This window comes from Streptomyces beijiangensis, from assembly GCF_017315755.1.
Taxonomy (GTDB): domain Bacteria; phylum Actinomycetota; class Actinomycetes; order Streptomycetales; family Streptomycetaceae; genus Streptomyces; species Streptomyces beijiangensis.
This window is the reverse complement of record NZ_JAFLRJ010000051.1, coordinates 1-11,669: the sequence shown is the minus strand read 5'-3', so window position 1 is coordinate 11,669 and position 11,669 is coordinate 1. Positions and strand designations below refer to the sequence as shown.

Here is an 11,669-nt window from a genome sequence, read left to right as displayed (position 1 = left end):
TTCCTTTGTACTCACCCTCTCAGGCTTTCCTCCGGGCGCTTCCCATTCGGTCTTGCGTTTCCGACTCTATCAGACTCTTTCGTGTCCGATTTCCTCGGTGCCTTTCAGGTTTCCCTTTCCGGCGATTCTGACTCTATCAGATCCTCGCGGTCCTGATTCACCAGTCGAACTTTGGTTGTCGTTGCGGCTGTTGGGCCGTTCCGACGCCCAAACTCTAGCGCTTTCCCCCGGCGTCTCATAATCGAGTCCCGGTTATCAATTCCGGCATGCCGAAATGGTCCCCGGGGGAGATCGTGCTGAGTTTGGTTGCCGCTGACGCGGCGGGAGTGGCTGCCGCTGAACCGTTCCGGCTCGGTGACAACTCGGAGGACAGTACGGACCGTACGGTTCCACGTCAATTCGAGGCCCGGCGGAAGGCGGCAGCATGTTCGGACACCCACTGGCGGTACGTGAGCGCCTGGCGCCCGAGGATCGTCCCGACCTCGCCAGTGAGCGGTGCGGGGTGGCCCAGATCCCGGGCGTACCGGTCCATCAGGGCCGTGACGAACGGCTCGGGGACGCCGTGCTGGACCATCCCCTTCGCGGCGATCTCCGGCGGAACCTCCTCGTACCGCAACGGGCGGCCGATCACATCGCCGATGACCGCGACCATCTCCTCCTGGGTGAGCGACTGCGGGCCCGTGAGCTCCAGCCGGCGCCCCACCAGGTCGTCGCCAAGCAGCGCTCGCGCCGCCACCGCGGCCAGGTCCTGCTCGTGAACCGGTGATTCGGCGAATTGCGCGTACGGGCCGCGTACGACGTCGCCTCCCTGGATCTGGCCGCCCCATGCGTGCAGTGAACTGACGGAGAAGGTCCCCGGGCGCAGGCTCACCCACTCCAGCCCGCTTTCCACTGCGGCGGTCTCCGCCTCCTTGTTCCGGTCGCCGCGATAGCGGGACGGCTGGTCGGCGAGGGGTTCGTCGATATTGAGGGCTGCCATCGCCACCACTCGCCGTACTCCGCGCTCCCGTGCGAGTGCGACCAGCTCGGCCGCGCGCTCCCCCGCAGCACGCGGGTGCAGGAAGAGGCTCGTGACTCCGTCCATGGCTGCGGCGAGCGTGCCGGGCCGCGACGGGTCGCCCTCGACGACCTCCACGCCGACCGGCATGCGGGCGGCGGAGGGGTCACGGCTCACGGCCCGTACATCGGCACCCTCTGTATGAAGGATGTCGACAAGAGGACTTCCAACAAGCCCCGTGGCCCCGGTGATCAAGATCATTTTCGTGCTCCTCTGCTCTGCGATTGCATCCTCAGAGCAGTAGGAGGGCGGGATGTGTGACATCCGCACCCACCGTCCCCGGCGGTGCGCTACCCCGTCGGGTTACCCGTGTGCGGGTCGCGGGAGGTGAGGCAGTAGAGCGCGCCGGCGGGGTCGCGCATCACGGTCCAGTGCGCGAAGCGGCGTACGAGCGTGGCGCCGTGCTTCTCGTGCCAGGTGCGGACCGCATCCACGTCCGTGCAGGCCAGGTCGAGGTGGGCGGAGGTCGGACGGTCCTCGGCGAGCCGCTGCAGCAGGATGCGGACCGGCAGGTCGGGGGTAGGCGCGACGCGCTGGAACTCGGGGCGCGAGCCCGTCACCCGCTCCCATCCCGTCAGCGCGGCCCAGAAGGCCGCCTCGGTGTCGTACAAGGCCGGCGCCAGATCGATGCAGATCTGGTCGAGGCGGCTGTACGCCCCCTCCGGCCCCTCGACCGCCCCGGAGCGCACGGCCTCCCCCTCCCAGGGCACGACGCAGAAGAGCTGCCCGCCCGGCGACCGCATCACGGCCCATCCGGGCTGGGGATATGCGACCGTGGCACCGAGCGCCTCTGCTGTCCGTACGAACGTGTCGACGTCCTCCACGGCGAGGTCCAGATGCGCGCCGCCACCGGCCTCGACGCCCTGCACCTTCACGCACGCGTCACCGGTCTGCGGCAGCAGCGTCGCGAACTCGCCCTGATCGCCTCGGCGCTCGGACAGGTGGGTGGCGGTGATCTGCGTCCAGAACTCGCTGCTCAGATCGAACTGCTCTCGGGGCCGGTCGACAAACACATAGGACCAGCGGATTGCCTGGGTCATGTCGCGCTTCGCCTCCGGGAGTTGTGTACGCCGACCGGCAGAACGTACCCCCGGCGCGGCTGCGGACGCAGCTCGATATGGTCGCTGACCATGACTGCCTCGGAGCCCACCATCCTCGCCACCTCCGGTGGCCACCGCCCCGGACACCGCACCATGGTGGCCTTCGACTCGCTGGTGCACCACGCCGTGGATCTGTCGGGGGTCCACGGCAGGCGACCGCGCGTCATGTACGTCGGTACGGCGATCGGCGACGCCGAGCACTTCACCACGCGGATGTCGGAGGCCGCGCGGGTGGCCGGGTTCGACTTCACACCGCTGCACCTCTTCCCGATGCCGAACCTGGACGACGTCGAGGGCGCCGTACTCGAACAGGACGTCGTCTGGGTCATGGGCGGCTCGGTCGCCAACCTGCTGGCCGTCTGGCGCGTCCACGGCCTCGACGCGGTCTTCCGGCGCGCCTGGGAGGCCGGGGTGGTGCTGAGCGGTGTCAGCGCGGGGTCGATCTGCTGGTTCCAGGGCGGTGCCACGGATTCCTTCGGCCCGGAACTGCGGCCGCTGACGGGCGCGCTGGGCCTGCTGCCGTACGGGAACGGTGTCCACTACGACAGCGACAAGGGGCGCCGCCCCCTGGTCCACCGGCTGGTGGCCGACGGCACGCTGCCCACGACGCACTGCACGGACGACGGGGTGGGCCTGGTCTACCGGGGCACCGAGCTGGTGGAGGCTGTCACGGAGCTGCCGGGCAAGGGCGCGTATTCCGTCGTACGCGAGGGAGACACCGCGATCGAGGAGCGCATCGAACCGCGCCGCCTGCCGGCGCCACGCTAGGGACGCGAAATCTGGACGTCGCGATACCGAAGCATGATGAAGTCCCTCCCAGAAGTACCCATTTGGCTCGTGCCCGGTGGCAATTACCGCAGCATCGGCGACCAGGCCACCGTCAGCGAGTACTCGCCGTCAAAGTCATGCAGGGTGATCGTCACAGCGCGAGCCTCCCACGCCCAGTGCACAGGCAGTCCAACTCACCGAACCGCTTGTCTGCTCTTCCCCCGCGATACGGTGCTGCCATGTCTCGATCAAGCGGATCCGGATCAGTCTTGTCTCCCGTCACCGCCGACGACGTCGACCTTGCCGTGCGGCTCGCTGTGGGCATCCTCCGGGACGCACCCGCGGAGGGGTGGGGCGGTAAGGCCGGTTCGCTGGAGTGGGACTGCTGGGAGACCGCCGAGCACCTCGCCAACGACCTGTTGTACTACGCCGTGCAACTGGGGCCGCAGAGCCCGCCGCTGGACACCCATGTGCCTTTCGCGTTGAGCCAGAAGAGGCCGGGCGGACCCGCGGTCTTCGTCTTCGCGGACCGTGCTGCGGGTCCGGCCGGCCTGGTGCAGGTGCTGGAGGCGTGCGGCGCGCTGCTGGTCGCCATGGTGCGTACGACGTCGCCCCGGGTCCGCGCCCACCACGCCGCCGGGGTGTCGGACCCCGAAGGCTTCGCGGCGTTGGCGTTGCAAGAGACGCTGGTACACATGCACGATCTGGCGGAAGGCTTCGGGCTTGCCTGGACCCCGCCCTCCGCTCTCTGCTCGCGGGTGCTCGCCCGTCTGTTTCCAGAGGCTCCGGAGGGCACGGATCCCTGGCTCACCCTGTTGTGGGTCACCGGCCGCGCCGAACTGCCGGGGCACCCTCGTCTCACCACATGGCGCTCGGACAGCACACCGCGGTCATAGGTGCGGATCGGCTTCAGCCGCGGCGGGAGCACCCCGGGCCACCCGTCCCACCCGGCAACCCGACAACCTATGCGGTCACGGCACTAACTGCGCTGGTCCTGGACCTGTTTCCAGCCGTCCACGGACTTGGTGACAAAGAATGCGCGGTAGACCTCGCGGGTCCATACCGTGGCACCTTCTCCGTACTCGGAGAGTTCCCCGAACGCTTCCTCCTCCGAGTCGAAGCTGTGCTTCCTGCCCTTCGCGTCCCGAATCATCCACTCACTGCTTGGCAGTCCTGCAAGCCCCATGGCCATGACGATCTTCCCTCCCATTGGCGTGGCGAGATCGTAGCCCCGCATGCCAGCCTGGACGACGGCCACCGTGAGGTTCTGGCACTCCCCGCTCGTACTCATCGAGCAAACCACTCCCCCGGACGATTGCTCGGCCGGAATCAGCGGTCGGATCGCCAGGATCGGAGACCGCATCGCGTGCAAGGTGTCGTGCATACCGGGAGGCAACTCCCTTCGGCTGTCGAGCTGTTCCGCTCGCCGGCCGAGGCTGCCCAGAACATCCTGGTGGTGCCGTCGCACGCGCGCTCTGTCGTGACGTCAGACGGTCAGTTCTGTCTGGGCGGATGCCGGAGTGACCGGCGTGTGGCGGATGTACCACTCGGTCGCGAGCAGCCGCTCCCTTGCATCTGGCGCAAGGTTGGCGATCAGCCCCGGTAGAGCTCCCCGCTCCACCTCGGAGCGGTGCGCCAATACCGCGGCGATCTTCCGCTCCATCCAAGGGCGGACATCGACAGTCGCCGTGACCTGTTCGTCGGGAACGCTGTAGACCGCCTTGCGCGCGCCGATCACTTCCCTCAGCAGCGGCACGGTCGAGTGCGGGTGCGTGGCCAGGTACAGGGCGTTCGGCTGCCACGGGGCGCCGGCATCCAGGTAGAGCAGGCCCAGCCCGGCCGCGTGGGCAGCGAGCACGGTCACCCGGTGGGTGTGCACGTGATCCGGGTGACCGGGCAGCCCACCGTAGGCGTCATGGGTGACCAGGATGTCCGGGCGGAATTCCCGGATGTGCGCCACCAGCCGCCGTACCGCCTCGTCGAGCGGCGCATCGCAGAACCGTGCGCAGCCCGGCGCCGACTGCGGTACGCGCGCATCTGCGTAGCCGAGCAGCCGCGGCTTGCCCGCGCCGAGGATGCGCAGCGACTCGGCCAACTCCCCAGCCCGTTGGGTGCCTGCGGCCCAGGTCGCCGTGACGACTGCCGTACGCGCACCCGCAGCCGCGTGACAGGCGAGGACCCCGCCTGCTGACAGCGACTCGTCGTCCGGGTGAGCGAAAACCGCGAGCAGGCTCGGCACGGGCACGGATCGGCCGCCTTCCAGCACGAAGGGAGCCTGATCGTACGCCGCACCGCACTGCACCGCGCGACGCGACCGCGAAGGCCTGGGCGGGGGCAGTCCGCCGTCTGAAATGATCCATGGCGGGCCCGGCAGGCTTACTGGGAGGGAAGAGCGCATGAGCGAGCAAAGCGTTGCTCTGGTCACGGGGTCGTCTTCGGGCATCGGCGAGGCGGTCGCCCGGCGGCTGGCCGCGGCCGGGATGCGTGTTGTCGTCAACTCCGCCAACTCGGTTGAGGCGGGCCGGAAGCTGGCCGCCGAACTGCCCGACGCCGTCTACGTACAGGCGAACATCGCCGACCAGGCGGACGCGCAACGGCTCGTCGAGGAGGCGGTCGCGGCGTACGGACGCCTCGACCTGCTCGTCACCTGTGCCGGTACGACCCGGTTCATCCCGCACGACGACCTTGCGGCAGCGTCCCCGGACGTCTGGCGCGACATCTTCGACGTCAATGTCATCGGCGTCTGGCAGACGATCACGGCGGCCGTCCCGCACCTCAGGGCCGGCGGGTCGGGCGCTGTTGTCACCATCTCCTCCCAGGCGGGGGTGCGGCCTGGCGGCAGCTCGATCCCGTACGCGGTGAGCAAGGCGGCGGTCAACCACATGACCCTGCTGCTGGCCAAGACCCTGGGCCCGGAGATCCGTGTCAACGCGGTCGCCCCCGGATTCATCGACACCCCGTGGTTCGACGGGGTCGAGGGCGCCGAGGAGTCGAAGGCCCATGTGGCCGCCGCCGTCCCACTGCGCCGGGTCGGCAGGGCGGAGGACGTGGCCGAAGCGGTCCACGACCTGGCGCGCGCGACGTACATCACGGGTGAGGTGCTGCTGGTGGACGGCGGCGGTCACCTGCTCTGACGCGGCCGGGTCACTGGGACGTGGTGTGGGTCGGGCGCATCACCAGGACGACCCGGCGCTCGGCGTCGCCGACCGGGGCCTCGTACTCCAGGCCGTACCGCTTGGCGAGGACGTCGAAGAAGGCGCCGTCGGGGTCCGGTTCGATGCGCTCGATCACACCGCGCACTTCCAGATAGCGGTACGGCTGGTCCGGGTCGTTCACGGAGATCGAGACCTGTGGATCGGCGGCGGCGTTCTTGTGCTTGCGGCGGTCGGTGCTCGTCGTGAAGCGCAGGAACTCGCCGTCCCAGATGGTCCAGACAGGGTTGACGTGCGGGATTCCGCGCGGGCCCTTGGTGGCGAGATGGACGAAGAGCGGGCGCGTCAGCAGGTCGAGGTGACTCTCGGGGATCGTCATGACATTGAACATTATCAATGTTTTGATGATGCACAAGCCTCGTATGCTTGTGCGGTGACCATGCCCCCCGAGGACCGTCTCGGCCTCGACATCAAGCGCGCCGAGCAGGAGCTCATCGCCGCCAAGAGCGCCGCGGTGAAGCCGGCAGGGCTGACGGTTCCGCAGTACGCGGCACTGCTCGGCCTCAGCGGATCGCCCGGCATCTCGGCCGCCGCGCTGGCGCGGGCCTGCCTGGTGACCCCGCAGGCCATGAACGTGGTGCTGAAAAACCTGCAGGAGCGCGGCCTCGTCGAGCGCACCCCGCATCCGTGGCACGGCAATGTGCTCGAGACGCGGCTCACCCGGGAGGGAAGCGAGGCGTTCACGGCCGCCGACGAGCGCGCCGTGGCGATCGAGCGGCGCATTGAAGGTGAATTCAGCGCCGCGGAACGGGAGTTGCTGCGGTCGTTGCTGGCGCGTGCCGTCTCGGCAATCCGCGACGACGGCGGCGCGTGACCACGGGGCGCGGACGGTTCCGAACCGCCGACGAGGTGCAGAACAGGCGGGGGCCGCACATTACGGGCCCCGGAACCGCACGGTGGCAGCCCCGGACAGCATGAGCGATGGTCACATCCCTTGCCAGGCCCAGGGGCCCTGGCAGCCTTGCTTCGCCTGGCCCTCTCCCGGCAGGAGCCCCGCCCCTGTTACCCGCCGCCGCCCTCATTTCCCCCTTCTGCCTGAGTGATGCCTCAACGTGCCTCGGTCGTCGGCTCCGCCACCTGGATGTGAGGTCGACGGCCAGGACGCCTGGCTGATCGTTGCCGGTGTCCCCGTCACGGGGCCGCGCCAGTAGCTCACGCGCCGCAGCCCTGGCTCCCGCAGCAGCGGTCGGCAGGGCGTTCGTGTGTCCGCCCGTCCCCGCCGTTCGACTCTTTGTGGACTCTGGACGCGAAGAGGCCCCCCGGCCGATCACGACCGGGGGGCCATAAGCAGGCTCGCACCTGCTGATTCTCCTTGGTGGGCGTGGACGGTTTCGAACCGCCGACATTCGCTTTGTAAGAGCGACGCTCTACCCCTGAGCTACACACCCGTGGAGGAAGCAACAGAGTACATGGCTGGTGGGGGCAGGTCGCAAACCTGTTGGGTGGATCGCCGGGGGTTAACCCCACCCCTGATGCGGTGGGCGGCCGGATCGCCCGGACGGGGGGCCGGTTCGTACCGTAAGCGCATCGGCAGGTTCTAGCTGGGGGAATGATCACCGTGGTACTCCGCACTCGCACGCTTCTCGCCGCAGGCGGCGCCGTTCTCGTCTCCGTCGCCCTGACCGGATGCGGTGCGGATGCCGGGGACGCGAAGGCCGAGCACAGGTCCTTCGCCCTCAGTGGGAAGACGCTGACCATCGATTCGGACGATTCGCAGATCGAGCTCGTGTCCGCCGATGTGAAGGACGTCGAGGTCACCCGGCGCGTGGACGGGTGGGTGTTCATGGGGTCGGGGCCAAACGCGAAGTGGTCGATGAAGGACGGGACGCTCAAGCTGCGGCTGAACTGCGATGCGGTGGCCAGCAGCTGTGAGGCGCGGCATCAGATCAAGGTGCCGCGTGGGGTGGCGGTGACCGTACGGGACGACAACGGGGGCGTCACCGCCACCGGGTTCTCGACGGCGCTCAAGCTGCGGTCCGACAACGGGCGGGTGACCGTGCGGGACTCCAGCGGGACGCTGGATCTCGACAGTGACAACGGGAAGGTCGTCGCCGAGGGGATCACCTCGAAGGATGTTGTCGCCGGGTCGGACAACGGCGAGGTGCGGCTCACGCTCGCCGCGGTGCCCGACCGGGTGGAGACCAGCAGCAACAACGGGTCGGTGGAGATCGCGCTGCCCCAGCAGGCCGGAATCGCGTACAAGGTGAGCACCAAGACCAGCAACGGGGACGTGCATGTGAGCGTGCCGCGCAGCGACACGAGTGCCCATGTGGTGCGTGCGACGAGTGACAACGGGGAAGTCACCGTCCGAAGCGCGAACTAACCGGCCCGTGTGTTCGTCCTTACCGGGTGGGAGAATGTACCGGGCAGGACGGACCAGCACGGGAGAGGCAAGTGGCGGCAGGACCGGCAAGAATCGGACAGCCGTATGTGCGGGCGAGTGCTGCCGTCCGGGGTGTCCTCGACGTCTTCGCGGTCATGGCTCTGCCGGTGCCGCTGCTCGCCTACGCCATGACCTCGGCCTTCGCCGGGGGCGGGACCAGGCGCTGGTTCGGCGGGCGGGGCGAGAGCGAGCGGGCCGACGCGCAGGCCGCGAAGGATGCGGCCGCGGCGGCCTTCCTGGAGCTGGACACCGCTCAGCGTGATCTTGAGATCTCGATCGAGACGATCACCGCGGTGGACAGCTCCCCCGGTGCGCGCAAGGCCGTCGAGGACTTCGCCGCGCTCGGGCGGCGTATCGATGAGGTGAGTACGTCCTACATCACTGCCGTCGATGCTCATGATCTTGACAGGGACGATCTGGAGGCGTCCGTCGCCGCTTCGGCTCGGACCGCTCTGACGCGCGCCAAGGACGATCTGGTGCGGGTGAAGGGCGAGCTCGACCGGTTCGGGCAGGGGCTCGGTCCGCTGCTCGGGAAGGCCGAGACGCAGCTGGCGCGGCTGGCGCCCGCCGTGGAGCGGGCCCGGCAGGCGCTCCTCGGTGCGAGCAATGCGCTCGATGCCGTACGGGCTGCCGGGCTGAAGGCCGACGATCTCGCGGCGCGGCTCGCCGCACTCGCGCCCGAGCTGACCAAGCTCAACCAGGGTGCCGGGCAGCACGGCGTGCCCGACACGCTGCAGCGCGCGGACCGGGTGCTGCGTGATGCCGAAGCGGTACGGACCGAGGCCGCGCGGCTGCCCGAGAGGGCGGCGGAGATCGACCGTCGGCTCGTATCGCTGCGGACGCGTGCGCAGGCGTTGACGACCCGGGCGGGCACGGTGGACCCGGTGCTGAGCGAGTTGCGGCGGCGGTTCACCCTGCCGTGCTGGCAGGACCTGCAGCATGTCCCTGAGCAGGCCGCCGCCGCGGTGCGGCAGGCGGAGGAGAAGCTCAAGGAGGCTGCCAAAGCGCGGGACGAGCAGCGGTGGCCCGATGCGACGTCGTTGCTGACCACCGTGCGGGCGCTGCTGAATTCGACCGATGAGGCGGTGTCCGCCGCCGGTGGGCGGCTGGAGCGGCTCAATGCCGTGGCCAAGGACCCGCAGCAGGAGATCCAGCGGACCCGGTTCGCGCTGCGGGACGCACAGCGGCTCGCGATGGCCGGGCGCAATACGCCCGATCCGCGGCACGCCCGGCCGCTGGACGACGCGGTGGGGCGCCTCGACCGGGCGGTCGCCGGGCTCGAGGGGCGGCATCCCGACTACTGGCACTTCCTGACGGAGACCGAGGCGGTACGGCAGACGGCGGCGCGCGTCGTCGCGGAGATCCGCGAGGACCGGGGCGCCGGCGCCCACTGATTCATTCCGGTGGGCGCGGGGCACCGCTAGCCTGTGCGCATGCCCCGATACGAGTACCGCTGCCGCAGCTGCGGCGACACCTTTGAGGTCAACCGTCCGATGGTCCGGTCGTCGGACCCCGCATCCTGCCCCGCCGGACACGACGACACCGTCAAACTGCTGTCCGCCGTAGCTGTCGGCGGTACGAAGGCTGCCGGGCCCGCACCCTCCGGTGGTGGCGGAGGAGGCTGCTGCGGCGGGGGCTGCTGCAGCTAGCAGCCGGCAGTCAGCGCTTGCGGGAGAGCGTGAGGCCGTCCGAGATGGCCAGCAGCACGCTCTCCATCCGCTTGTCGGCGGCCACATGGTCGTTGAACCCCTGGATCGCGGCGGCGCTGCCCGATGCCTGCGGGTCCACGACCGCGCCGTGGAAGAGCACGTTGTCGGCGACGATCAGTCCGCCCTGCCGCATCCTGGGCACCAACTCCTCCCAGTACGGGATGTAGTTGCCCTTGTCCGCGTCGACGTACGCGAGGTCGATGTGCGGCTCGGCCGGCATCGCGCGCAGGGTGTCGAGCGCCGGTGCGATCCGCAGTTCGATACGGTCCGCGACCCCGGCCCTGGCCCAGGCCTCCCTGCCGTACGCGGTCCACTCCTCCGAGACGTCGCAGGCGATGAGCCTGCCGCCCTCCGGGAGCGCCTGCGCCATGGAGAGCGCGGAGAAGCCGGTGAAGGTGCCGACCTCCACGATGTGCCGCGCGCCGGTCAGCCGGACGAGGAAGGCGAGCAGCGGCCCCTGTTCCTGCGCCGACTGCATGCCCGCCTCGTCGGGGAACGTGGCGTAGGTCGTCTCGACGAGCTCGCGCTGCACGGGGTCCAGCGGCGGATTGTGGTCGAGCATGTACGCGTACAGCTCGTCGGTGATCTTGGTGCTGTTTCCCTTGGTCATACGGCGACTTTAGAGCCGCGCTCCAGGAATCGGCGGAGGATCTCCTCGCCCGCGGCGACACCCCGCTCGGCGAGCAGCGTGACCCGGTCGGCGCGCCAGCCCGAGTCCGCGAGCTCGCCGTGGCCCGGCTGCCAGCCGTGGTCGGCGGCCAGCAGGAGGTCCGCATCGAGGAGCGAATCGCCTGCGGCGAGGGTGAGTTGAGCGCCGGTGCGGCGGGCCACTTCGCGCATGGCCGCGCTCTTGGTGAGCGGCTTCGGTACGGCGTAGATCTTGCGGCCCTGCAGCGAGACCGTCCAGCCACGGCCCTCGGACCACTCGGAGAGCTCCTTCACCCAGCCTTCGGGCAGCAGGTCGCGCTCGACGACGAGATACGCGAAGAGGTCCTCGGCGATGCGCTCCTTGCGGAGCCAGGAGGGGTCGGTGACGGAGAGCAGATGGCTGCGGACCTCGGCGAGCGAGGCGCACTCGTCGCCGAGGCGGCGGGTGACCTGGCGGTGCCAGTCGTGGTCGGTGACGCCGTCGACGAGGAGGTGGCCGCCGTTGGCGCAGATCGCGAACTCCGGGCGGGGGCCGGGGAGTTGGATCCGCTCGTACTGCTTGCGGGTGCGTGTGGTGGTGGGCACGAAGACCGTGCGGGCGGCGAGCTCGGGCAGCAGGGCGGCTGCCGTCTCCGTCATGAAGGAGAGCGGCTTGCCCTCGTAGATCTCCACGCAGAGCAGCCGCGGGGCCTTCTCGTCGGGCATGGTCAGGTCGAGCGCGGCCTGGGAGTAGATGAGGGTGCGGTCGAGGTCGCTCGCGACCAGGACGGGTCCGGGGGTGGGGGTAGGGCT

Annotated in this window: 14 protein-coding genes and 1 tRNA gene; 7 read left to right on the top strand and 8 right to left on the bottom strand. The window is 69.6% G+C overall.

Features of this window, described 5'->3' with window-relative positions; all coding sequences use genetic code 11:
* Positions 1–394: 394 nt before the first annotated feature.
* Both J0695_RS06295 and J0695_RS06290 read right to left on the bottom strand, forming a co-directional pair.
* Complete coding sequence (locus J0695_RS06295; protein WP_206960836.1) at positions 395–1,258, bottom strand: NAD(P)H-binding protein; 864 nt, start codon at positions 1,256–1,258, stop codon at positions 395–397.
* 89 nt (positions 1,259–1,347) lie between these two features.
* Positions 1,348–2,097, bottom strand: coding sequence for a VOC family protein (locus J0695_RS06290; protein WP_206960835.1), 750 nt, complete (start codon positions 2,095–2,097; stop codon positions 1,348–1,350).
* 90 nt (positions 2,098–2,187) lie between these two features.
* Here J0695_RS06290 and J0695_RS06285 point away from each other — a divergent pair, with 90 nt between their 5' ends.
* Both J0695_RS06285 and J0695_RS06280 read left to right on the top strand, forming a co-directional pair.
* Positions 2,188–2,925 (top strand): Type 1 glutamine amidotransferase-like domain-containing protein, encoded by a 738-nt coding sequence (locus tag J0695_RS06285; RefSeq protein ID WP_206960834.1) that lies wholly within the window; start codon positions 2,188–2,190, stop codon positions 2,923–2,925.
* Positions 2,926–3,164: 239 nt separating this feature from the next.
* Positions 3,165–3,821 carry a hypothetical protein gene (locus J0695_RS06280; RefSeq protein ID WP_206960833.1) on the top strand — a complete coding sequence of 219 codons (657 nt, stop codon included), beginning with the start codon at positions 3,165–3,167 and terminating at the stop codon, positions 3,819–3,821.
* Positions 3,822–3,904: 83 nt separating this feature from the next.
* On the opposite strand, the gene J0695_RS06275 is transcribed toward J0695_RS06280, so the two are convergent.
* Both J0695_RS06275 and J0695_RS06270 read right to left on the bottom strand, forming a co-directional pair.
* Entirely contained in the window at positions 3,905–4,309 is a 405-nt protein-coding gene (locus J0695_RS06275; RefSeq protein ID WP_206960832.1) for a hypothetical protein, read from the bottom strand.
* Between the two features lie 102 nt (positions 4,310–4,411).
* Positions 4,412–5,170 carry a PIG-L deacetylase family protein gene (locus J0695_RS06270; RefSeq protein ID WP_206960831.1) on the bottom strand — a complete coding sequence of 253 codons (759 nt, stop codon included), beginning with the start codon at positions 5,168–5,170 and terminating at the stop codon, positions 4,412–4,414.
* A 151-nt stretch (positions 5,171–5,321) separates the two neighbouring features.
* Between J0695_RS06270 and J0695_RS06265 the strand changes: the two genes are divergently transcribed.
* On the top strand, positions 5,322–6,059 hold the full coding sequence (locus J0695_RS06265) for an SDR family NAD(P)-dependent oxidoreductase (RefSeq protein ID WP_206960830.1): 738 nt from the start codon (positions 5,322–5,324) through the stop codon (positions 6,057–6,059).
* A gap of 10 nt (positions 6,060–6,069) precedes the next feature.
* Here J0695_RS06265 and J0695_RS06260 read toward each other — a convergent pair whose 3' ends face one another.
* The gene (locus J0695_RS06260; RefSeq protein ID WP_206960829.1) at positions 6,070–6,456 is read right to left on the bottom strand and encodes a PPOX class F420-dependent oxidoreductase; all 387 of its coding nucleotides are present in this window, start codon (positions 6,454–6,456) and stop codon (positions 6,070–6,072) included.
* A 60-nt stretch (positions 6,457–6,516) separates the two neighbouring features.
* On the opposite strand from J0695_RS06260, the gene J0695_RS06255 reads away from it, so the two are divergent.
* Positions 6,517–6,951 (top strand): MarR family winged helix-turn-helix transcriptional regulator, encoded by a 435-nt coding sequence (locus J0695_RS06255; protein WP_206960839.1) that lies wholly within the window; start codon positions 6,517–6,519, stop codon positions 6,949–6,951.
* Positions 6,952–7,450: 499 nt separating this feature from the next.
* Here the strand turns inward: J0695_RS06255 and J0695_RS06250 are convergent.
* Positions 7,451–7,525: transfer RNA gene (locus J0695_RS06250), tRNA-Val, on the bottom strand.
* A gap of 161 nt (positions 7,526–7,686) precedes the next feature.
* Here J0695_RS06250 and J0695_RS06245 point away from each other — a divergent pair.
* The 3 genes from J0695_RS06245 to J0695_RS06235 all read left to right on the top strand — a co-directional run bounded on the left by J0695_RS06245 (position 7,687) and on the right by J0695_RS06235 (position 10,169).
* Positions 7,687–8,460: a DUF4097 family beta strand repeat-containing protein gene (locus J0695_RS06245; RefSeq protein WP_206960828.1), complete on the top strand. Its 774-nt coding sequence runs from the start codon at positions 7,687–7,689 to the stop codon at positions 8,458–8,460.
* Positions 8,461–8,615: 155 nt separating this feature from the next.
* Positions 8,616–9,914, top strand: coding sequence for a hypothetical protein (locus tag J0695_RS06240; RefSeq protein WP_206960838.1), 1,299 nt, complete (start codon positions 8,616–8,618; stop codon positions 9,912–9,914).
* A gap of 39 nt (positions 9,915–9,953) precedes the next feature.
* Positions 9,954–10,169: an FmdB family zinc ribbon protein gene (locus J0695_RS06235; RefSeq protein ID WP_206960827.1), complete on the top strand. Its 216-nt coding sequence runs from the start codon at positions 9,954–9,956 to the stop codon at positions 10,167–10,169.
* Positions 10,170–10,179: 10 nt separating this feature from the next.
* Here the strand turns inward: J0695_RS06235 and J0695_RS06230 are convergent, their stop codons facing one another.
* Together J0695_RS06230 and J0695_RS06225 are read right to left on the bottom strand one after the other, a co-directional pair.
* Positions 10,180–10,839, bottom strand: a complete 660-nt coding sequence (locus J0695_RS06230) for an O-methyltransferase (RefSeq protein ID WP_206960826.1) — start codon at positions 10,837–10,839, stop codon at positions 10,180–10,182.
* Entirely contained in the window at positions 10,836–11,642 is an 807-nt protein-coding gene (locus J0695_RS06225) for an HAD family hydrolase (protein WP_206960837.1), read from the bottom strand. The genes J0695_RS06230 and J0695_RS06225 overlap by 4 nt, the downstream gene beginning before the upstream one ends.
* Between the last annotated feature and the right edge of the window lie 27 nt (positions 11,643–11,669).

Excerpts from the sequence above, each read along its gene's own strand:
- J0695_RS06295 (WP_206960836.1), bottom strand. The coding sequence starts at position 1,258 with ATGATCTTGATCACCGGGGCCACGGGGCTTGTTGGAAGTCCTCTTGTC.
- J0695_RS06290 (WP_206960835.1), bottom strand. The coding sequence starts at position 2,097 with ATGACCCAGGCAATCCGCTGGTCCTATGTGTTTGTCGACCGGCCCCGA.
- J0695_RS06285 (WP_206960834.1), top strand. The coding sequence starts at position 2,188 with ATGACTGCCTCGGAGCCCACCATCCTCGCCACCTCCGGTGGCCACCGC.
- J0695_RS06280 (WP_206960833.1), top strand. The coding sequence starts at position 3,165 with ATGTCTCGATCAAGCGGATCCGGATCAGTCTTGTCTCCCGTCACCGCC.
- J0695_RS06275 (WP_206960832.1), bottom strand. The coding sequence starts at position 4,309 with ATGCACGACACCTTGCACGCGATGCGGTCTCCGATCCTGGCGATCCGA.
- J0695_RS06265 (WP_206960830.1), top strand. The coding sequence starts at position 5,322 with ATGAGCGAGCAAAGCGTTGCTCTGGTCACGGGGTCGTCTTCGGGCATC.
- J0695_RS06260 (WP_206960829.1), bottom strand. The coding sequence starts at position 6,456 with ATGACGATCCCCGAGAGTCACCTCGACCTGCTGACGCGCCCGCTCTTC.
- J0695_RS06255 (WP_206960839.1), top strand. The coding sequence starts at position 6,517 with ATGCCCCCCGAGGACCGTCTCGGCCTCGACATCAAGCGCGCCGAGCAG.
- J0695_RS06245 (WP_206960828.1), top strand. The coding sequence starts at position 7,687 with ATGATCACCGTGGTACTCCGCACTCGCACGCTTCTCGCCGCAGGCGGC.
- J0695_RS06240 (WP_206960838.1), top strand. The coding sequence starts at position 8,616 with ATGGCTCTGCCGGTGCCGCTGCTCGCCTACGCCATGACCTCGGCCTTC.
- J0695_RS06235 (WP_206960827.1), top strand. The coding sequence starts at position 9,954 with ATGCCCCGATACGAGTACCGCTGCCGCAGCTGCGGCGACACCTTTGAG.
- J0695_RS06230 (WP_206960826.1), bottom strand. The coding sequence starts at position 10,839 with ATGACCAAGGGAAACAGCACCAAGATCACCGACGAGCTGTACGCGTAC.